Origin of the sequence: Paractinoplanes toevensis (assembly GCF_018332695.1) — a bacterium.
In the GTDB taxonomy this organism is placed as follows: Bacteria; Actinomycetota; Actinomycetes; order Mycobacteriales; family Micromonosporaceae; genus Actinoplanes; species Actinoplanes toevensis.
Genome location: NZ_BOQN01000100.1, coordinates 15,293 through 34,901, shown reverse-complemented (window position 1 = coordinate 34,901; position 19,609 = coordinate 15,293). Strand labels below are relative to the sequence as shown.

The 19,609-nt window shown below is 69.6% G+C and carries 18 protein-coding genes; 11 read left to right on the top strand and 7 right to left on the bottom strand.

Features of this window, described 5'->3' with window-relative positions; genetic code table 11:
- Nucleotides 1-2 precede the first annotated feature (2 nt).
- The 3 genes from ilvC to serA all read left to right on the top strand — a co-directional run bounded on the left by ilvC (nt 3) and on the right by serA (nt 4,112).
- Entirely contained in the window at nt 3-1,016 is a 1,014-nt protein-coding gene (gene ilvC, locus Ato02nite_RS38090; RefSeq protein WP_213011548.1) for a ketol-acid reductoisomerase, read from the top strand.
- Nucleotides 1,017-1,170: 154 nt separating this feature from the next.
- Nucleotides 1,171-2,412 (top strand): mannosyl-3-phosphoglycerate synthase, encoded by a 1,242-nt coding sequence (gene mpgS / locus Ato02nite_RS38085; RefSeq protein ID WP_213011547.1) that lies wholly within the window; start codon nt 1,171-1,173, stop codon nt 2,410-2,412.
- Nucleotides 2,413-2,513: 101 nt separating this feature from the next.
- Entirely contained in the window at nt 2,514-4,112 is a 1,599-nt protein-coding gene (gene serA / locus Ato02nite_RS38080) for a phosphoglycerate dehydrogenase (RefSeq protein ID WP_213011546.1), read from the top strand.
- On the opposite strand, the gene Ato02nite_RS38075 is transcribed toward serA, so the two are convergent.
- Nucleotides 4,098-4,439 (bottom strand): hypothetical protein, encoded by a 342-nt coding sequence (locus Ato02nite_RS38075; RefSeq protein WP_438873103.1) that lies wholly within the window; start codon nt 4,437-4,439, stop codon nt 4,098-4,100. The two genes, serA and Ato02nite_RS38075, sit on opposite strands and share 15 nt — an antisense overlap.
- Nucleotides 4,440-4,814: 375 nt before the next feature.
- Between Ato02nite_RS38075 and Ato02nite_RS38070 the strand changes: the two genes are divergently transcribed.
- Both Ato02nite_RS38070 and Ato02nite_RS38065 read left to right on the top strand, forming a co-directional pair.
- On the top strand, nt 4,815-5,840 hold the full coding sequence (locus Ato02nite_RS38070; protein WP_213011567.1) for a 3-isopropylmalate dehydrogenase: 1,026 nt from the start codon (nt 4,815-4,817) through the stop codon (nt 5,838-5,840).
- 74 nt (nt 5,841-5,914) lie between these two features.
- The gene (locus tag Ato02nite_RS38065; protein WP_213011544.1) at nt 5,915-7,012 is read left to right on the top strand and encodes a branched-chain amino acid aminotransferase; all 1,098 of its coding nucleotides are present in this window, start codon (nt 5,915-5,917) and stop codon (nt 7,010-7,012) included.
- 693 nt (nt 7,013-7,705) lie between these two features.
- Here the strand turns inward: Ato02nite_RS38065 and Ato02nite_RS38060 are convergent.
- On the bottom strand, nt 7,706-8,446 hold the full coding sequence (locus Ato02nite_RS38060) for a tyrosine-protein phosphatase (RefSeq protein ID WP_213011543.1): 741 nt from the start codon (nt 8,444-8,446) through the stop codon (nt 7,706-7,708).
- A 200-nt stretch (nt 8,447-8,646) separates the two neighbouring features.
- On the opposite strand from Ato02nite_RS38060, the gene cimA reads away from it, so the two are divergent.
- The gene (gene cimA, locus Ato02nite_RS38055) at nt 8,647-10,233 is read left to right on the top strand and encodes a citramalate synthase (RefSeq protein ID WP_213011542.1); all 1,587 of its coding nucleotides are present in this window, start codon (nt 8,647-8,649) and stop codon (nt 10,231-10,233) included.
- Here the strand turns inward: cimA and thrS are convergent.
- On the bottom strand, nt 10,230-11,432 hold the full coding sequence (thrS, locus tag Ato02nite_RS38050; protein ID WP_213011541.1) for a threonine--tRNA ligase: 1,203 nt from the start codon (nt 11,430-11,432) through the stop codon (nt 10,230-10,232). The two genes, cimA and thrS, sit on opposite strands and share 4 nt — an antisense overlap.
- A gap of 231 nt (nt 11,433-11,663) precedes the next feature.
- On the opposite strand from thrS, the gene Ato02nite_RS38045 reads away from it, so the two are divergent.
- From Ato02nite_RS38045 to Ato02nite_RS38035, 3 genes are read left to right on the top strand one after another with little or no spacing between them, the layout of a single operon-like run.
- The gene (locus Ato02nite_RS38045) at nt 11,664-12,164 is read left to right on the top strand and encodes a helix-turn-helix domain-containing protein (RefSeq protein WP_246607927.1); all 501 of its coding nucleotides are present in this window, start codon (nt 11,664-11,666) and stop codon (nt 12,162-12,164) included.
- Complete coding sequence (locus tag Ato02nite_RS38040; RefSeq protein WP_213011540.1) at nt 12,161-12,703, top strand: DUF6036 family nucleotidyltransferase; 543 nt, start codon at nt 12,161-12,163, stop codon at nt 12,701-12,703. Before Ato02nite_RS38045 ends, Ato02nite_RS38040 begins: the two co-directional genes overlap by 4 nt.
- Before the next feature lie 24 nt (nt 12,704-12,727).
- Nucleotides 12,728-13,030: an Rdx family protein gene (locus Ato02nite_RS38035; RefSeq protein ID WP_213011539.1), complete on the top strand. Its 303-nt coding sequence runs from the start codon at nt 12,728-12,730 to the stop codon at nt 13,028-13,030.
- Nucleotides 13,031-13,318: 288 nt separating this feature from the next.
- Here Ato02nite_RS38035 and Ato02nite_RS38025 read toward each other — a convergent pair whose 3' ends face one another.
- Nucleotides 13,319-14,245: an endonuclease/exonuclease/phosphatase family protein gene (locus Ato02nite_RS38025; protein WP_213011565.1), complete on the bottom strand. Its 927-nt coding sequence runs from the start codon at nt 14,243-14,245 to the stop codon at nt 13,319-13,321.
- A 139-nt stretch (nt 14,246-14,384) separates the two neighbouring features.
- The gene (locus Ato02nite_RS38020; protein WP_213011538.1) at nt 14,385-15,371 is read right to left on the bottom strand and encodes an endonuclease/exonuclease/phosphatase family protein; all 987 of its coding nucleotides are present in this window, start codon (nt 15,369-15,371) and stop codon (nt 14,385-14,387) included.
- Between the two features lie 51 nt (nt 15,372-15,422).
- Between Ato02nite_RS38020 and Ato02nite_RS38015 the strand changes: the two genes are divergently transcribed.
- Nucleotides 15,423-16,409: a P1 family peptidase gene (locus Ato02nite_RS38015; protein WP_213011537.1), complete on the top strand. Its 987-nt coding sequence runs from the start codon at nt 15,423-15,425 to the stop codon at nt 16,407-16,409.
- A gap of 15 nt (nt 16,410-16,424) precedes the next feature.
- Here Ato02nite_RS38015 and Ato02nite_RS38010 read toward each other — a convergent pair whose 3' ends face one another.
- Together Ato02nite_RS38010 and Ato02nite_RS38005 are read right to left on the bottom strand one after the other, a co-directional pair.
- Nucleotides 16,425-17,768, bottom strand: a complete 1,344-nt coding sequence (locus tag Ato02nite_RS38010; protein WP_213011536.1) for a M16 family metallopeptidase — start codon at nt 17,766-17,768, stop codon at nt 16,425-16,427.
- Nucleotides 17,765-19,090, bottom strand: coding sequence for a M16 family metallopeptidase (locus tag Ato02nite_RS38005; protein ID WP_213011535.1), 1,326 nt, complete (start codon nt 19,088-19,090; stop codon nt 17,765-17,767). The genes Ato02nite_RS38010 and Ato02nite_RS38005 overlap by 4 nt, the downstream gene beginning before the upstream one ends.
- 78 nt (nt 19,091-19,168) lie before the next feature.
- On the opposite strand from Ato02nite_RS38005, the gene arfB reads away from it, so the two are divergent.
- A complete protein-coding gene (arfB, locus tag Ato02nite_RS38000) occupies nt 19,169-19,609 on the top strand; it encodes an alternative ribosome rescue aminoacyl-tRNA hydrolase ArfB (protein WP_213011534.1) in 441 nt (146 codons plus the stop codon).

Sequence of the window (19,609 nt, the reverse complement as noted above, 5' to 3'; positions counted from 1 at the left end):
AAATGACCGCGGAAGTGTTTTACGACGACGACGCCGACCTGTCGATCATCCAGGGCAAGAAGGTCGCCGTGATCGGCTACGGCAGCCAGGGCCACGCCCACTCGCTGTCGCTGCGTGACTCCGGCGTCCAGGTGGTCGTCGGCCTGAAGGAGGGCTCGAAGAGCCGGGCCAAGGCCGAGGAGCAGGGCCTCGAGGTCAAGACGCCGGCCGAGGCGTCGGCCTGGGCCGACGTGATCATGCTGCTGGCGCCGGACACCGCGCAGCGCAAGATCTACACCGAGTCGATCGCCCCGAACCTGACCGCCGGCAAGGCGCTCTTCTTCGGCCACGGCCTGAACATCCGGTTCGAGCTCATCAAGCCGCCGGCCGACGTGACCGTGGCGATGGTGGCCCCGAAGGGCCCCGGCCACCTGGTCCGCCGCCAGTACGTGGACGGCAAGGGCGTCCCGTGTCTGGTGGCCGTCGAGCAGGACCCGACCGGCGAGGGCCTCGCGCTCGCGCTCTCCTACGCGAAGGCGATCGGTGGTGCCCGCGCGGGTGTCATCAAGACCACCTTCAAGGAGGAGACCGAGACCGACCTCTTCGGCGAGCAGGCCGTGCTCTGCGGCGGCACCGCGGCGCTGGTGCAGACCGGCTTCGAGGTGCTCACCGAGGCCGGTTACGCCCCGGAGATCGCGTACTTCGAGTGCCTGCACGAGCTCAAGCTGATCGTCGACCTGATGTACGAGGGCGGCATCTCGCGGATGCGGTACAGCGTCTCGGACACCGCCGAGTTCGGCGACTACGTCAGCGGCCCGCGGGTGATCAACGCGGAGACCAAGGCCGAGATGAAGCGGATCCTCGCCGACATCCAGTCGGGCGAGTTCACCCGCCAGCTGATCGAGGACGACGACAACGGCGGCCCGCTGCTGGCCAAGTACCGCGAGCAGGGCGCCAACCACCCGATCGAGGTCACCGGCAAGAAGCTGCGGGACATGATGAGCTGGGTAGACCGGCCGATCACCGAGACCGCCTGACGTTCCTCTTCGGCGCCCGTTTTCCGCAGGGAAAGCGGGCGCCGACGCATATTCGAAACGTCCACGTTACGTCCTGCTTACCTTCCGGGCGCCGAAATAGAATTGTGCGCTGTTCAGGCACTTAGGAGTGGTGCCCGGCGGGTACATTCCCCGCATGCGACTGGCTGATTCTTTCCGGAGTGAGCGTTTCGGCGCGGTTCGGATCCACGAGCTGCAGCGTGTCATTGAGCTGGACTCGGGTCTGTCGGCCGCTGCCGGCAGTCGTATCGTGCCGGCGGATGCGTTGCGCGCCGTCGAATCGCAAATGGTAATCGTCGTGCCCTGCATGAATGAGACACGAAGCGTCATCGAGGGAGTGCTCTCCGGCATTCCGCACGACTGCCTGATAGTTCTCGTCTCGAACAGCGACCGCGCTCCGGTCGACCGGTACGAGAGCGAGGCGCAGACCGTCGAGCAGTTCTGCCGGCTGGCCGGGCGCTCGGCGATCACCGTGCATCAGCGCGATCCGGGGGTGGCCGGAGCGTTCAAGGCGGCCGGCATGCCCGAGCTGATCGACGACGACGGCCTGGTCCGGGCGGGTAAGGGCGAGGCCATGCTGATCGGCATGGCACTGGCCGCGACGACCGGGCGGCGATATATCGGATACGTGGATGCCGACAACTACGTGCCCGGTTCGGTCCACGAGTACTGCAAGGTCTACGCGGCGGGCCTCTACCTGGCCGAGTCGCCGTACTCGATGGTCCGCATCTCCTGGCACTCGAAGCCGAAGCTGCGGGACAACCGGCTGTTCTTCAGCCGTAAGGGCCGCAGTTCGCAGATCACCAACGAGTGGCTGAACCGGTTCCTCGCGGAATACTCCGGCTTCGGCACCGAGGTGATCGCCACCGGCAATGCGGGCGAGCACGCGATGACCCTCGACCTCGGCCTCAAACTGCGCCTTGCCGGCGGTTTCGCGGTCGAACCGTACGAGTACATGGACCTGTTCGAGCAGTTCGGCGGCGTGCTGGAGAGCACGAATGCCGACGTCATGGCCAATTCGGTGCCGGTGCTGCAGATCGAGACCCGAAACCCGCACTTCCATGACAACAAGGGCGAGGAGCACGTGCAGGGCATGCGGATGCAGGCCCTCAACGTTCTCTATCACTCGCCGGTCACGCTGCCCGCGGTCAAGCAGGCCATTCTCGAGTTCATGATCGAGCAGGGCGCGCTCGGCCCCGGCCAGGAGCCGCCGCGCGAGCGGACCTATCCGCCGGTCGGCACGCTCGACCTGGATCTGCTCTACGACGCGCTGGACGCCGAGGCGCTCAGCTTCCGGCAGCCGGACGGCCTGGCCTCCACCGGTTTGAAGCCGGCGCCGCCGATCGACCGGGCCGCCATTCCGCGCCGGGCGGCTTGATTACGAGAATGTGACGCCGGTCACAAAAACGTGACGCGACGGCGGGAGTCGGCGGCACCATACGTAGCGCGGCACGCGTCGCGCCAACGGATGGAGGCGCTTTGACTCCCGTCGTTCTGATCGCTGAGGAACTCGCCCCATCCGCCATCGACGTCCTTGCCTACGACTTCGACGTCCGGCATGTCGACGGCACCGATCGCCCCGCCCTGCTCGCCGCCGTCGCCGAGGCCGACGCTCTGATCGTGCGCAGCGCCACCACGGTCGACGCCGAGGTGTACGCGGCCGGTCACTCGCTGAAGGTGGTCGCCCGGGCCGGCGTCGGACTCGACAACGTCGACGTGGTGTCCGCCACCGCCCGCGGCGTGATGGTGGTCAACGCGCCGACCAGCAACATCGTCTCGGCCGCCGAGCAGGCCATCGCCCTGCTGCTCGCGGTCGCCCGCAACACCGCGAGCGCCAGCCGGTCGCTCAAGAGCGGCGAGTGGAAGCGGGCCCGCTACACCGGGGTCGAGGTGCAGGGCAAAACCGTCGGCGTGGTCGGGCTGGGCCGGATCGGGGTGCTGTTCGCGCAGCGGATGGCGTCCTTCGGCACCCGGCTGATCGCCTACGACCCGTACATCCAGCCGGCCCGGGCTGCCCAGCTCGGCGTACGCCTGGTCGGGCTCGAGGAACTGCTGCGCGAGAGCGACTTCATCTCGGTGCACCTGCCCCGCACGCCGGAGACGTTCGGCCTGATCGGCGAGAAGGAGCTCGGCATGGTCAAGCCGGGCGTCCGGATCGTCAACGCGGCCCGCGGCGGCCTGATCGACGAGCAGGCCCTCGCGGTCGCGCTGGCCGAGGGCCGGGTGGCCGGAGCCGGTCTGGACGTGTTCGTCACCGAGCCGACCACCGAATCGCCGCTGTTCGCCTTCGACAACGTGGTGGTCACCCCGCACCTGGGCGCCTCGACCGCCGAGGCGCAGGACAAGGCCGGCCTGTCGGTGGCGCGCAGCGTGAAACTCGCGCTCCAGGGTGAATTTGTGCCGGACGCGGTGAACGTGCAGGCCGGCGGGGTGGTGGACGAGGACGTCCGCCCGATGCTGTCGCTCGCCGAGAAACTCGGCCGGGTGTTCACCGCCGTGGCCGGCGGCGTCGCCGCCAGCGTGACGGTGGAGGTACGCGGCGAGATCGTCACCCACGACGTGGGCGTCCTGAAACTCGCGGCCACCAAAGGGCTGTTCGCCTCGGTGGTGGACGAGCGGGTGACATATGTGAACGCCCCGCAACTCGCCGCCGACCGCGGTGTCGACGTCGAGCTCACGGTCAGCGAAGAGCCCTGCGAACATCAAAATCTGGTTACCGTACGCGGTGCGCTGCCCGACGGGCGCCGGGTGAGCGTCTCCGGCACCCTGACCGTGACCAGCACCCGGGAGATCAGCAAGCTGACCCACGTCGACGACTTCGACCTGGACCTGATCGCCGACGGGGTGCTGCTGTTCTTCCGCTACAGCGACCGGCCCGGCGTGATCGGCGCGATCGGCACCGAGCTGGGCGAGTCGGGGGTCAACATCGCGGCCATGCAGGTGGCCCGGCGGGAGGCCGGCGGCGAGGCGCTGATGACCCTCAAGCTGGACTCCTCGATCGACGCCGAGCTGCTCTCGGCCGTGGCCGCGGCGATCGGCTCGGCCCGGGGCAGCCTGGTGGACCTACGAAGCGAATGAGCGGGCCGGCGGCGGGTAGACCGTGCCGTCCTGCAGGTCGAGAAGGTCGAGGTTGAGCTCGCCGGCCAGCCGCTCGATCGTCTCCAGCACCACGTCCGGGCAGTCCTCCTGCAACCGCATCTCGATGTGGTCGGCCGCGGCGTGCAGCGGCGCGTGCGCCCACGGCGAACCGGGCGTCGAAGCGCGCGGGCCACGGTCGGGATAATCGCTGGTCAGGGCGTCGTAGAAGGCGACGACACGGGGGTCGGCCGGGCGTTGCGGATGCTCGCCGCGCGCACAACGCGCGTTGGCGGCGCGCACGGCGTCCGGCGGGTCCGACTTGTCCATCGCCCACACCACTAGGTCGAAACTCACCGGCGCATGGTGCCATCACGACGGGCGACACGCCGGAACTACGCCGCCGACACGCGGGGGATGCGTCTTGCGCGTCATTAGTCCGCATCGCTAGCGTTGTCCGTGCCGTGCAGCACGCGGGTGGGCCTGTCTTCGGGTGACGTGTCCGCCATCGCGAGCCGCGCGGCAGGAATCCGGCGGGACCGAGCCACGCGTCATCGTCGCAACAGCCCCCGTGATCGTTTGCCGCGATCCGGGGGCTGTTCGTGTCCGGGCCTTTCATACCTTGGGACGGCGTTACCGTAGGGCGGGACCACGGCGCTAGCCTGGGCCCGTTCTGGAGTGCGACATTAGGGAGCAGACGTGAGCGTGGCGCGGATCGCGGTGGTGGCCGGCGACGGCATCGGAACCGAGGTGACCGCGCAGGCCCGCAAGGTCATCGAGGCCGTGCTCCCCGACACCGAGTTCAACGACTACGACCTCGGCGCCCGCTTCTACAACCGCACCGGCGAGGTCCTGCCCCAGGCCATCGAGGAGGAGCTGGCCCGCCACGACGCCATCCTGCTCGGCGCGATCGGCGACCCCAGCGTCCCGCCCGGCGTCCTCGAGCGCGGCCTGCTGCTGAAACTGCGGTTCGACTTCGACCAGTACGTAAACCTGCGCCCCTCCAAGCTCTGGCCCGGCACCACCAGCCCGCTGGCCGGCATCAAGCCCGGCGAGATCGACATGGTCGTGGTCCGCGAGGGCACCGAGGGCCTCTACGTCGGCGCCGGCGGCGTCCTGCACAAGGACACCCCCGCCGAGATCGCCACCGAGGAAAGTCTGAACACCCGGTACGGCGTCGAGCGGGTCATCCGCGACGCGTTCGCCCGCGCCCAGCGCCGCGAACGCCGCCATCTCACCCTGGTGCACAAGACCAACGTCCTGACCAAGGCCGGCAGCCTCTGGGCGCGCACGTTCGCCGCCGTCGCCGCCGAGTTCCCCGAGGTCACCACGGAATACCAGCACGTCGACGCGGCCAGCATGTTCATGGTCAGCAACCCGCAGCGGTTCGACGTCGTGGTTACCGACAACCTCTTCGGTGACATCATCACCGACATCGCCGCGGCCGTGACCGGCGGCATCGGCATGGCGGCCAGCGGCTCCGTCAACCCGGAGCGCAAGTACCCGTCGACGTTCGAGCCGGTGCACGGCTCCGCACCGGACATCGCCGGCCAGGGCATCGCCGACCCGGCCGCCGCGATCCTCTCCGCCTCGCTGCTGCTCGAGCACCTGGGCCACGACGACGAGGCCCGCCGGGTGTCCGAGGCGGTCGCCGCCGAGGTCGCGTCCCGCACCGCCGGTGCGTCGCTGCGCACCGACGAGGTCGGCGATCGCGTGGCCGCCGCGCTCTGATCGTTGTCTTAACGGGCGTTCGGGGTATCTTCAGGTGCATCTTTTCTTACGCCTAGAAAGCAGGTCTCCGAACCATGAGCGGTGGTGACAACCTCGATTTCGAGATCCGTCCGAACCCGGCGCCGGTAACCGCCGCCGAGCGCGACGCGCTACTGGTCAACCCCGGTTTCGGCCGCGTCTTCACCGACCACATGGTCACGGTGCGCTACGCCGACGGCAAGGGCTGGTATGACGGTCGCGTCGAGGCTCGGGCGCCGATCTCGATCGACCCCGCTTCCGCGGTGCTGCACTATGCCCAGGAGATCTTCGAGGGCCTGAAGGCGTACAAGATGGCCGACGGCGGCGTGGCGATGTTCCGCCCCGACGCCAACGCCGCCCGGTTCGCCCAGTCCGCGCAGCGGATGGCGATGCCGCAGCTGTCCCAGGCCGCCTTCCTCCAGTCCCTGCGCGAGATCATCCGGATCGACCAGGACTGGATCCCGCAGAGCGACGAGGGCAGCCTCTACCTGCGCCCGTTCGCGTACGCGAGCGAGGTCTTCCTCGGCGTGCGGCCCGCCCTCGAATACCTCTACCTGGTGATCGCCTCGCCGGTCGGCGCCTACTTCTCCGGCGGCGTCAAGCCGGTCTCGGTGTGGGTGACCCCCGACTTCACCCGGGCGGCCCCCGGCGGCACCGGCGCGGCCAAGTGCGGCGGCAACTACGCGGCCGGCCTCTCCGCCCAGGCCGAGGCCATCGAAAACGGCTGTGACCAGGTCGTCTACCTCGACGCCGTCGAGCGCAAATACGTCGACGAGCTGGGCGGCATGAACGTCTTCTTCGTCCAGGACGACGGCAACCTGGTAACCCCACCCCTGACCGGCACGATCCTCCCCGGCATCACCCGCGACTCGGTGATCAAACTGGCCGAGCGGGCCGGCCGCCAGGTCACCGAGCGCCCGGTAAGCATCGACGAGTGGCGCGAGGGCGCAGCGTCGGGCCGAATCCGCGAGGCCTTCGCCTGCGGCACAGCCGCCGTGATCACCCCGATCGGCACGATCAAGTCCCCCGAGGGCGAGTTCACCGTCGCCGACGGCGGGTCCGGGTCGGTCACCATGGGCATCCGCAAGGAGCTGGTCGACATTCAGCGCGGCCGCGCCGCCGATCCGTTCGGCTGGGTTCATCGGGTTCTCTAGGCCGTCTGTTTCTTGCGCTAGGACGCTTGTGGGCCGGGAGTGACCATGCTGGGCGGTAAAGCATCTATGCCCTGCATGGCCACTCCCGGCCCCCAGGACTCGGTCACCCGTTGGTGAGGGCTCAGCGTCTCCGTCACCCCGGGTGGGCACTGCTGCCGCACTTGTGGCCGCGGTGGGAGAATCGCTCGCGCCGGCCACGCCGAGTGGTGGGCTAAGCGAACATTCAGCGCCCCTGACGACCGTAGACGCGAACGGGTTGGGTAAGGCTGGGTGACCCACTAACGGGCTTGCCCGCCACGTGACCAGCAAAGTCAACTTCGAACCCGTCGTCGCCCCCGACCCAGCAACTGTTCAACGACATAAACGCGCAAGCTTTTAAAAGCTGATGCCCGCCCGCTTCCCCAGCCACCGCCGGGTTTCCCCGTCTACGGCCGTAAGGGGCGCGGAATGTTCGCTTAGCCCACCACCCAGCGCGGCCGGCGTGAGCAGATCGCCCGGAGTCACCACAAGCGCGGCAGCCAGTCCCCAGTTAGAGCGAGGGAGTCGCCCAGCCTCGCCAGCGAGCGACCAAAGTCCCGGCCGTCAGGTGCTGCCATGCAAGGTTGGGGGCCGGGAGTGGCCATGCAGGGCATAGATGCTTTACCGCCCAGCATGGTCACTCCCGGCCCCCAACCGTCCCAGCGCAAGAATCCGTCAGGAAAGCAGATGCCCCCGCATAGCGGAGATCTCGGACCCGAGCAGACCGATCTCCCGAACATAATTCTCAACCGACCCATGCAGAGCCCGCAAATCGGACAAAAACATCAGCATGGCGTCCGGCGGGGAATCGAACATGTGCTCATTGCCCAGAACCGCCGACGGATGGTTCTCCAACAAATAGTCCGTAAGGCGCTTCATCGATGACGTCGTCAAGGCGTAATCCGCCGCGATGTCCTCGTCGGACACCCCCAACAGAGACAAGGCCAGCGCGCACACCGTGCCCGTCCGGTCCTTGCCCGCCATGCAATGCACGATCACCGGTGCCCGCTCCGGGTCGGCGATGATCCGCAGGGAGGCGAGCAGCGCCTCGCGCCCGTCCTCGGCGAAGTTCAGGTAGCGGTCGGCCAGCCAGCGCTCGTGCACGACGTCGTCGGGGTGGGCTACCTCTTCCCAGTCGACGTGCTGGAGCACGAGATTGCGGTAGTCGAGGCCGTACCGTTCGGCCACCCGGCCGTACCGCTCGACCTCGTGCGGCCGCCGCAGGTCGATCACGGTGCGGACGCCCAGGGCGGCGAAGGCCGACGCGTCCTCGTCGCCGATGCGGTGCAACGCGTCCGACCGGAAGAGCCGCCGCCAGCGCACGGTGCGGCCGTCGAGCCCGGCGTAACCACCGACGTCGCGGAAGTTGTAGGTCTTCGAGAAACCGAGATTCCGGGGGTAAGAGTCGGTCACCACGCTCCCAACCTAGTCTCGAAAGGTGGAACAACGCTTCCCACGAGAGCCGAGAGTGGCATGCTTCATGTCGTGACCCACTCCGTGCTGATTATTGGCACCTAGCGCGCCGGCTGACCACACGCCGACGCGCAGACCTCCCGCATCCGCGGGGGGTCTTTTTGTTGGGCCCGCCAAACCATCCTCGGAAAGGGAGCTCCCCCATGGACTACCAGGTTTTCGACACCACGCTGCGCGACGGCGGGCAGCGCGAGGGCATCAGCTACTCGGTTGCCGACAAGCTCGCGGTCGCGAAGCTGCTGGACGAGTTCGGGGTGGGCTTCATCGAGGGCGGGTGGCCCGGTGCCATGCCCAAGGACACCGAGTTCTTCGAACGGGCGAAAACCGAGCTGGACCTCAAGAACGCGCTGCTCGTGGCGTTCGGCGCGACCCGCAAGGCGGGCGTCGCCGTCGAGGAGGACAAGCAGGTCAAGGCGTTGCTCGACGCGGAGACCCCGGTTGTCTGCGTGGTCGCCAAGTCGGACATCCGGCACGTGGAGCGGGCGCTGCGCACCACCGGCGACGAGAACCTGGCGATGGTCCGGGACACCGTCCGGTTCCTGAAGGAGAACGGCCGGCGCGCGTTCGTCGACTGCGAGCACTTCTTCGACGGCTTCCGCTACGACCCGGCGTACACCGCTTCGGTGGTGTTGGCGGCTTTCGAAGCCGGCGCCGAGCGGGTCGTGATGTGCGACACCAACGGCGGCATGCTCCCGTCGATGATCACCAAGGCGATCGAGGAGGTTGTCGCGCGCACCGGCGTCAGCGCCGACCGGCTCGGCATCCACTGCCAGAACGACACGTCCTGCGCGGTCGCCAACACGATCGCGGCCGTCGAGGCCGGCGTGAAGCACTTCCAGTGCACCGCCAACGGGTACGGCGAGCGGCCCGGCAACGCCGACCTGTTCGCCACGGTCAGCAACGTACAGCTCAAGCTCGGGGTTCAGGTCCTACCGGACGGCTGCCTCGAACAGGCGACGCGGGTTTCCACCGCGCTCGCCGAGATCGCCAACATCGCCCCCGACACCCACCAGGCCTACGTCGGGGCCGCGGCTTTCGCTCACAAGGCGGGGTTGCACGCGAGCGCGATCAAGGTGGATCCGCTGCTCTACAACCACGTCGACCCGTCGGTTGTCGGCAATGACATGCGGATCCTGGTGACGGAGATGGCCGGCCGGGCCAGCATCGAGCTCAAGAGTCGCGAGCTCGGCCTGGACCTGGCCGGCCACCCGGACGCGGTCTCGGCCGTCACCCGGAAGGTCAAGGAGCTGGAGGCCGGCGGCTGGTCGTTCGAGGCCGCGGACGCCTCGTTCGAGTTGCTGGTGCGCGGCGAGCTGCCGGGCGAGGGCTACGCCCGCCCGTTCAACCTCGAGTCCTACCGGGTGCAGGTCGAGCATCGTGAGGACGGCGCGGTGGTCTCCGAGGCGACCGTCAAGGTGCGGGTCCGCGGCGAGCGGGTGATCGCGACGGCCGAGGGCAACGGCCCGGTCAACGCCCTCGATGAGGCCCTGCGGGTAGCACTGTCGCAGCACTACCCGCAGCTCAAGACCGTCGAACTGACCGACTACAAGGTGCGCATCCTGGAGGGCAGCCACGGCACCAACGCGGTCACCCGGGTGCTGTTGGAGAGCGCCGACGGCAACCGCGACTGGACCACCGTCGGCGTGCACGAGAACATCGTCGAGGCCAGCTGGGTCGCCCTGGTGGACGCCCTCACCTACGGCCTGGCCCGCACGACCGCGGCGGCCTAGAGCTCGGGCCGGCCGGCAGAGGCGATCATCGCGATCGCCTCTGCCTGCGGCATCGGCGGCACCTGACCTCCGTCCCGCAGGCGGAGAGCGATCAGGCCGTCCGCGACCTCCCGCTCGCCGACGATTCCGGCGTACGGGATTTTGCGCTCGGCCGCCGATCTGATGCGCGCGCCGAGCGAGCCCTCCTCGTGCACCTCGGCCCGGAGCCCGGCCCGGACGGCCGCGGCGGCGAAGGCGCGCGCCGCGTCGGCCTGGCCCGCGCCGAGCGGCAGCACGTCGATCTGCACCGGCGCGTACCAGACCGGGAAGGCGCCCTGGTGCACCTCGATCAGGTGCCCGAAGAGCCGTTCCATCGAGCCGATCAGGCTCTGGTGCACCATGACCGGCCGTTCCCGCCCGCCGTCCGCCGCCGCGTAGGACAGGTCGAACTGGGCCGGCTGGTGGAAGTCGATCTGAATGGTGGCGAGGCTCCACTCCCGGCCGGCCGAGTCCTCGATCTGCACATCGATCTTCGGCCCGTAGAAGGCGGCCTCGCCCGGCACCGCCTCGAACTCGATGCCCTCGGCGCCGAGAGCACCCCGCAAGAGGCTTTCGGCCCGTGCCCACATGGCGTCCCCACCGGCATACTTTCCGCTGTCACCGCGCAACGAAAGCCGAAAAGACGACGGCTCGAAGCCGAGCGCGGCATGGGAGACACGCATCAACCGCAGCACCGCGGCAACCTCGTCGCCCACCTGGTCAAGGGCGCAGAAGTTGTGCGCGTCGTCGAGCTGAATCGACCGCACCCGGGCGAGCCCGCCGAGCACACCGGAGCGCTCGGCCCGGTACATCGGCCCGACCTCGGCGATCCGCAACGGCAAATCACGGTACGACCGTTGCCGCGCCTTGAAGATGAGCGCGTGATGCGGACACTGGCTGGGCCGCAGCACCAGCTCGTCGCCACCGAGCCGCATCGGCGGAAACATGTCCTCGGAGAAGTTCTGCCAGTGCCCCGACATCTCGTACATCTGGCGTTTGCCAAGGGCGGGGGAGTGCACGTGCTGATAACCGTTGCGCCGTTCCAACTCGTACAGGTAGGACTCGACCGCGTGGCGCGCGGCGGCCCCGGCCGGAAGCCAGAACGGCAGCCCCGCGCCGATGAGCGGATCGGAGTCGAAGAGGTCGAGCTCACGCCCGAGCTTGCGATGGTCGACAGACATCTGGGGTCTCCCTGGGAAATGAGGGCGAGACCCCACACCCGGGCATCTCGCCCGGTGTGGTCGCTGTCAGGTCAGCGAGAATCAACGCCGGGAAAAACCGGCGTCGTCGTCACGAACCTGCGCATCATGCCCCCGATGCTAGGCATCCCCACCCCACCGAGGCATCCGAATTACCAACGGCGCCGCCGACTTCCGTTTGTGTTTTTAGCGTTTACGATCTACGGTTCGAACGTGACGTCAGGTCAGTTCTTGACTACCGGCCAGGTGGCCGACCTGCTGGGTGTGTCCCGTCAGCAGGTCGTGAACCTGTGCGAGCGTGGAGACCTGCCCTTCGTCAAAGTCGGCAAGCATCGGCGAGTTGAACGGCGCCAGGTGGAGGCGTTCCTGCACCCTCAGCCGAAACTCACGCGCGACCAGCTCAAGTCGCTCTGGCTGCATCAGGCAGTGGCCGGCAACCTGGTCGCCGATCCCGACCTTGTGTTGGCCAAAGCCAGCGAAAATCTGGATCGGCTTCTGCAGCTCCACCGCAACACGATGGCTGAAGTCTGGCTGACGCGATGGCAGGAAAGGATCGATGAGGGCCCCGGTGCTGTCCTCAGGGCACTTACCTCCGAAGATCCCGAGTCTCTCGAACTCCGGCAGAATTCGCCGTTCGCCGGGGTGCTTCCTCAGGAGCAGCGTCGAAAGGTGCTTGCCGCCTTCGCACACAGCGGAGCGGGACGGGCAGCGTGAGGCGTGACCAGCTCGAGCATGTACTGCGAGCCGCATGCCAGATCGCCGACGACCCGAACGTGCTCGTCATCGGCAGCCAGTCGGTGCTGGGCTCGATCCCTGAGGAACGCCTGCCGCTGGAGGCCACCGCTTCAATGGAGGTCGATGTGGCCTTCTTCGACGATCCGGGTGACCGGAAGGCCGATCAGGTCGACGGCGCCATCGGCGAGCTGTCGCCGTTCCACGAGATGAACGGCTACTACGCCCAGGGAGTCAGCGTGACCACCGCGACCCTGCCCGACCGGTGGCGGGATCGATTGGTCCTCGTCGAGTCGCAGAGCACTCGGCCCGGACGCGGATACACGCTCGACCCGCATGACTGCGTGGTCTCGAAGCTGGTAGCCGGGCGAGAGAAGGATTACGCCTTCGCTCACGCCCTCATTCGCGAAGGTCTCATCGACCCGGTGACTATCGCGGACCGCATTGAAATGGTCGAGGTCCACCCGCTCGTACTGGAGCGCCTACGGAAGTGGATCGGCATGTACAGGACGACCGATTGACGGGGGCGCGGCATACTCGGGGCCGTGACGACGCCTCGGTTGGAGATCGAGTACTGCACGCAGTGTCGCTGGCTTCTGCGGGCGGCCTGGTATGCGCAGGAGGTGCTGACCACCTTTCCGCGGGATCTCGGCGAGGTGGCGCTCGTTCCGGGCATCGGCGGGGTCTTCGAGATCCGGCTCGACGGGGAGACGCTCTGGTCGCGCAAGGAGCAGAAGGGCTTCCCCGAGCTGGCCGATCTCAAGCGCCAGGTGCGTGACCGGGTCGCGCCCGACCGCGACCTCGGGCACACCGACCGGGCCGGTCAGTCGTCGTCGGAGAGCAGCTGAAACAGGGCGTGGTCGCGCCACTCGCCGTTGATGCGCAGGTAGCGCGGTGCCGTCCCGTACCGCTGGAAGCCGTTTCGGTGCAGCACCCGCTGGGAGGCCGAGTTGTGCAGCAGCGTGCCGCCGCCTGCCGCAACGCCTCCTCCAGGTAGCCGTGCTGGCCGTCGGCGGTGAAGTAATCCTCGGGGCGGAACGGTTCCCACGGCGCCAGGAAGTCGCGGTTGGCGGTCAGCAGCGCGGCCATCCCGGGGGCGTCGCCGACGGCGACGAGGCGGGTGGTCACGCCGGTCATCATGCCGCCGGCACGGTGAGGGTGGCGATCAGGGCGCGGTGGTCGCTGCGGGGGATCCGGTGCGCGCTTGTTTCGCGTACGCCGATCCGGCGGTCGACCAGCACGTGGTCGATGGTCACCCGGGGGATGTGGGGCCCGTAGTACGGCCAGGTGGTGACCAGGCCCTTGCCGGTCGCGTCGGCGGCGTCCCGATAGCCGGTGGCGATCAGGTCGCGCAGCGAGCGGTGGTCGAGGGTGGAGTTGAAGTCGCCGAGCAGGATGCGGGGCGGGCCGTTCGGGTCGGCTTCGGGTTCGGCGGCAAGGTCGGCGCGCCAGGCCCGGATGCGCTCCGCGGATGAGGGTGCCACCGGGTGCGCCGACTCGATCACCAATGGTCCGGCGCCGGGCGGCTGGATCGTCGCGTACGCCTGCCGGAAGCCGCCGCCGTTCTGTTTCCAGCCTGCCCCGGTGACCGGGAAGCGCGAGTAGAGGCCGGAGCCGGCGACCCCCACCGTGTCGGCGAGCGAGGCATAGGGCAGGAGCTGATCGAGCCCGGCGCCGGTCAGCGCCTGTCGCGCGGCCGGGGTGAACTCCTGCACGGCCAGCACCGCCACGTCGTTGTCCCGGACCAGCTGGACGATGGTGGCCGGGTCGGCGCCGCCGGCGAGCATGTTGCTGGTCATCACGTGCAGCGCGACGCCCGCGGACGGCCCTTGATCACCGGTGCGGGCGCGGGGCAGGACAAGTGCCGCGAAAACCAGCATCACGATCGCCGCGGCCACGGCGGTGGTCCAGCGCCGCCCGGCGACGGCGAGCACGGCGGGCAGCAGGCTCCAACCGGCAACGTACGGCGTGAAGGCCATGAACGGCACCAGCGGCCCGCGTTCCGACCCGCTGAGCCGGGCCACCGCCCACACCGCCGCCGGTATCACCAGAATCCAGAGCATCACGCCTACTACTTTGCGTCGCGGCTTCGGTGTGACCTCAGGCTGAGTGACCGCCGCCTGGCCGATGATCTTCATGTTGGCGAGGCTAGCCGCGTTCGGCCAGCTTACGAGCCGTCATCACGAGTTCTGCACAACCCGGTCACGCCGTCGGCACGGTCAGCGTCGCGATCACCGCCCGGTGATCACTCCCGGTCACGCCGTGTACCGACACGTCCCGCACCCCGATCCGCTCGTCGACCAGCACGTGGTCCAGCGTCACCGGCGGCAGGTGGTGCTCCCACGGCCCCCAGGTGGGCACCAGCCCTTTGCCGACGGTGTCTGCGGCGTCCCGGTAGCCCCGCCCGATCAGGTCGCGGATCGGCGCGTGGTCGAGGGTCGAGTTGAAGTCGCCGAGCAGGATGCGGGGCCGGCCGCCGTCGGGGACCGGTTCCGCCTCGATGTCCGCCCGCCAGTCGCCGAGCGCCGAGACGGCGTACGGCGCGAGCGGATGCGCCGACTGCACGGCCAGAGCCGTGCCACCGGGTGGCTGCACCGTCGCGTACGCCTGCTGGTTGTTGCCCTTGGCCCGGGTCGAACCGGCCGCGCTGACCGGGAACCGGGAGTAGACGCCGGACCCGGTCGCGCCCCACTCGTCGGCGAGCGAGTGATAGGGCAGCAGCGTGTCCAGGCCGGCCGCGGTCAGGCCGTTCCGGGCGTCGGGCGAGAACTCCTGCACGGCCAGCACGGCCACGTCGTGGTCCCGGACCAGCTCGACCACCGCGGCCGGGTCGGCGTCGCCGAGGAACATGTTGATCGTCATGACGGTCACCCGGACCCCGGTGGCCGGTCCGCGGTCGGCATTCGGCAGGGCCCGCGGCACCACGCACACCGCCAGCACCAGCGCGGCGAGCACGGCGGCCGCGCCGACCGGCCATTTCCGGGCCCGCAGCGCGATCACCACCGGCACCCACGCCCACACCGCCACGTAGGGCGTGTAGGCCAGCAACTGCACCAGCGGGCCGCGTTCCTGGCCGAACAACCGGATGAGCGCCCAGAGCAGACCGGGAAAGACCAGAAAAGCCATCAGCGCCGTACGGGTGGCCCGCCGCGCCGGTTTTACCCTGGCCGACGTGCTGGTGAGCGTCATGCCGGGGACCGTATCGGCCGTGGGTTACCGAACACGGTTACTGTGACTCGGGTGACCGAAATCAGACCCGGACGGCTTAATGGCATCACCGATGTGACCGGGGTGCGGGTCGGCCATTACGAGAAAATCGGCGACGGCTGGCTCACCGGCACCACCGTTGTGCTGGCTCCGCCGGGCGGCGCGGTCGGCGGGGTGGACGTGCGCGGGGCCGGCCCCGGCACTCGCGAGACCGATCTGCTCGACCCTCGCAACCTGGTGGAACGGGTGCACGCGGTGGTGCTGGGCGGAGGAAGCGCGTTCGGGCTGGACGCCGCCGGCGGGGTGATGCGGCGACTCGCCGACGCCGGGATCGGGTTCCCGGTCGGCGCCGCACCCGGCCAGGTCGTGCCGATCGTGCCCGCAGCGGTGCTGTTCGATCTCGGTCGCGGCGGTGACTGGCAGGCCGTGCCGGACGCCTCGTTCGGGGCGGCCGCCCACGACGCGGCCTCGTCCGGTCCGGTGCCGATGGGCACGGTCGGGGCCGGCGCCGGCGCCAAGGCGGGCGGCCTCAAGGGCGGGGTCGGCTCGGCCAGCACGGTCGTCGACGGCCTGACCCTCGGCGCGCTGGCCGTGGTCAACGCGGTCGGTTCGGGCGTGGACCCGGCGACCGGCGAGCTCTACGGCCTGCCGTACGGCCTGGCCGGGGAGTTCCCGGCGGTCGCGCCCCGGCCGCACGACCCGCCCGGCGCTTCCGACGCCGACTTCCACACCACGATCGGGGTCGTCGCCACCGACGCCGCCCTCACCAAGGCGCAATGCCAGAAACTCGCCGGTGTCGCGCACGACGGGCTGGCCCGGGCCATCCGGCCGGCACACTCCATGTTCGACGGCGACACGATCTTCGCGCTGGCCACCGGGAACGGCCTGCCGCTCGCCGTGGAGGACTTCAACACCCTGCTCACGGTCGCGGCCGACACGTTCAGCCGGGCGATCGTGCACGGCCTGCTCGCCGCCACCGGCGCCGGCGGTCTCCGGGCCTACCGCGAACCGCCGCGATAGGCCCGGTAACCCGGTTCAGATCTCGGCGTCGAGAACGTCGCCGATGTTCGCCGCCACCAGCTCGTCGCGGATCGCGGCGGCGTCGCCCTCCACCACCAGGGTCAGCCCCTTCGGGTGCAGTTGCGCCGCCGCGGCCGCCGACACCTGCTCGACGGTCGCCTCCAGGTACTGCTTGCGCAGCGACGGGTAGTAGTCGTCCGGCAGGCCGTGCAGCACCAGGGTGCTCAGCGCGCCCACGATCGCACCCGGCGTCTGCATCTCCACCGACAACTGACCGGCCCGCCACGAGCGGGCCACCGCCAGCTCGTCCTCGGTCACCCCGTCCAGCTGGGTGCGGTCGATCTCGCCGAGCGTGTCCACGATCGCCGGCACGGTCACCGCGGTCTGCACCCCCGCGGCCACCTCGAACCGGCCGAACCGCCGGGACATCGCATAACTGCCACGAATGCCGTACGTGTAGCCCTTCACCTCGCGGATCAGGTGATTGAGCCGGGACGTGAACGCCCCGCCCAGCACCGTCGCCGCGAGAGTCATCGGCACGTAGTCGGGGGTGGCCCGCTCCGGCGACCGGTGGCCAAGACGCAACGTCGACTGCACCGAACCGGGCCGGTCCACCAGGATCACCCGGCGGTGGTCGCGCACCGACCAGAGCAGCGGACCCTCGCCGGTGTGCGCCTCGCCGGCAGTGCCGCCGAACGCGGCCTCACCCAGCGCGGCCAGATCGAGCGTGTCCAGGTCACCGGCGACCAGCAGCACCCCCGGGCGCAGCAGCCAGGCCTGGTGGAACGCGAGCACGTCGTCGACCGTCACCGCGGCCACCGACGCCGGGTCACCGTGCAGCGGACGGCCGTACCGTCCGGTGCCGAACAGGTCGGCCCGCAGCGTCGCGTCGGCCCGCGGCCCCGGCTGCGCCCAGTCCATCCGCAGCGCGGTCACCTCGTCGTCGCGCACCCGCAGCACATCGGTGGCGTCCAGCCGCGGCGTGCGGATCGCCTCGGCGGCCAGCCGCACCGCGTCCAGCAGCAGCGGAACCGGCGCCGAGACACCGACCCGGAACGAGTCCCAGTCCACCGACGGGGACAGCTCGGCGCCCAGCCCCTCCAGCGCGAGCGCGTAGGCCGCCGAGTCGCGCGCCTTCGTTCCCTCCTCGAGCGACTTGGCCAGCACCGTGGCGGTGCCCTCCCGGCCGTCGGCCTCGTGCGCGGCGCCCGCGTCCAGCATCAGGATGGCGCTGGCCAGAAGCTGGCCCGGCAGGTGGGCGGCGATCACGGTGCCGCCGCCGACGCTGACGCGCCGGATCTCCGGGAAGGTGTACGGCCGGGCCTCGCCCGTCCCCGGCCTGGTGGCGACGAGCGTCATGCGTTCTCCTCCGGCTTTTCCTCGGGCAGGTAGGTCAGCGTCACCCGGGACTCGGGCTTCAGGGCGTACGCGGCGGCCTCGGTCACGTCGTCGGCGGTCACCGCGAGCCACTGCGGCAGCCGGTAGGCCACCGTGGCCGGGTCGCCGAACTGGGTCGCATATCGGCCGAGGGTGTCGGCCCGGCCGCCCACCGTGGACAGCGAGCGCCACCAGGCGGTGGTCAGCAGCGCCTTCGCCCGGGACAGCTCGTCGTCGGTGACCGGCTCGGTGACCAGGCTGCCGACGACCTCGGCGAGGCCCTCCTCCAGCTCGGCCACGTCCACGCCGTCCTTCGCGGTAGCCGTGATGATCAACGGCGCCGCCGCGTGCGCGAGATCCACCCCGTACGACCCGATGTAGTCGGGCTGGGCGATCCGCTTACCGTCGGCGAGCCGCTGGTAGAGCCGACTGCCCCGGCCGTTACCGAGGATCGTGGCGAGCACGGTGACCGCGTCGTAGCCCCTGGTGCCGAAGGGATGCGTACGGTGCGAAAGATAGATCCGCGGAGCCGGAACGGCCGCGGTGACCGTCTCCCGGGCCGGCGTGGTCGCCGGCCCCGTCAGGTGGCCGTGCGGCGCCGGCGGAATGCCGGCGACCGGCGCGAGCGCCCCGAAATACTTCTCCGCCAGCGCGAACACCGTCTGCGCCTCGGCATCGCCGGCCACCGTCAGCACACAGTTGTTGGGCGCGTAATACTGCTGGTGGAAGGCCTTGAAGGTGTCCAGGCTCGCGGCGTTCAGGTCTTCCATCGACCCGATCGTGGCGTGGTGGTAAGGATGCCCCGGCGGGTAGAGCAGCTCGAGAAGCCGCAGCCAGGCGTCCCCGTAGGGCACGTTCTCGTAGCGCTGGCGGCGCTCGTTCTTCACCACCTCGCGCTGGTTGTCCAGGGTCTCCTGGGTGAGCGCCGGCACCAGCCCGCCCATCCGGTCGGCCTCCAGCCACAGGGCCAACTCGAGGTGCTCGGACGGCATGGTCTCGAAGTAGTTGGTGCGGTCCGGGTTGGTGGTCGCGTTCAGCGACCCACCGTTCCCCTGCACCAGACGCATGTGCTCGGTCTTCTTGACATGCACCGACCCCTCGAACATCAGATGCTCGAAGAGATGCGCGAAGCCGGTCTGCCCGGCCGGCTCATGCCGCGAGCCCACGTCGTACCAGAGGTTGACGCAGACGACCGGCGAGCTCCGGTCCGCACTGACCACAACCCGAAGGCCGTTGTCCAGTCGCGTGGTTTCAATAGGCCACGGATAGCCGGTGGTGACAACCGGCGCACTTGGGGACGTCACCCACCCATACTGCCTCGTAGGTCAACGGTCGCCGCGCCTGATCGATAACCGCGTGGCGGCGTCGCCGCATCGGGTGCCATGCTGGGCGGCGTGCTTGAGGATGTCCGGGTCAACGACCGCCTGACGATTCCGGCGGCCGAGCTCTCCTGGCGCTTCTCGCGCTCCGGCGGGCCCGGCGGCCAGGGGGTCAACACCACCGACTCGCGGGTAGAGCTTTCCTGGGACCTGGCCGGCTCGCCGCTGCTGCCCACCGCGCTGCGCGAGCGGGCGCTCGCGCGTCTCGAGTCGCGCCTGGTGCACGGCGTGCTGACCGTCGTCGCCTCCGAGCACCGGTCCCAGCTCCGCAACCGCGAGGCAGCGGCGGCCCGGCTGGCCGCCCTCGTCGCTTCGGCGGTCGCCCCACCGCCGCAGGCCCGGCGGGCCACCCGCCCGACCAGGGGCTCGGTCGAGCGCCGCATCGCCGGCAAGAAACGCCGCGGCGAGACGAAGAAGAACCGGCGCTCCTATCCCACCGACTGA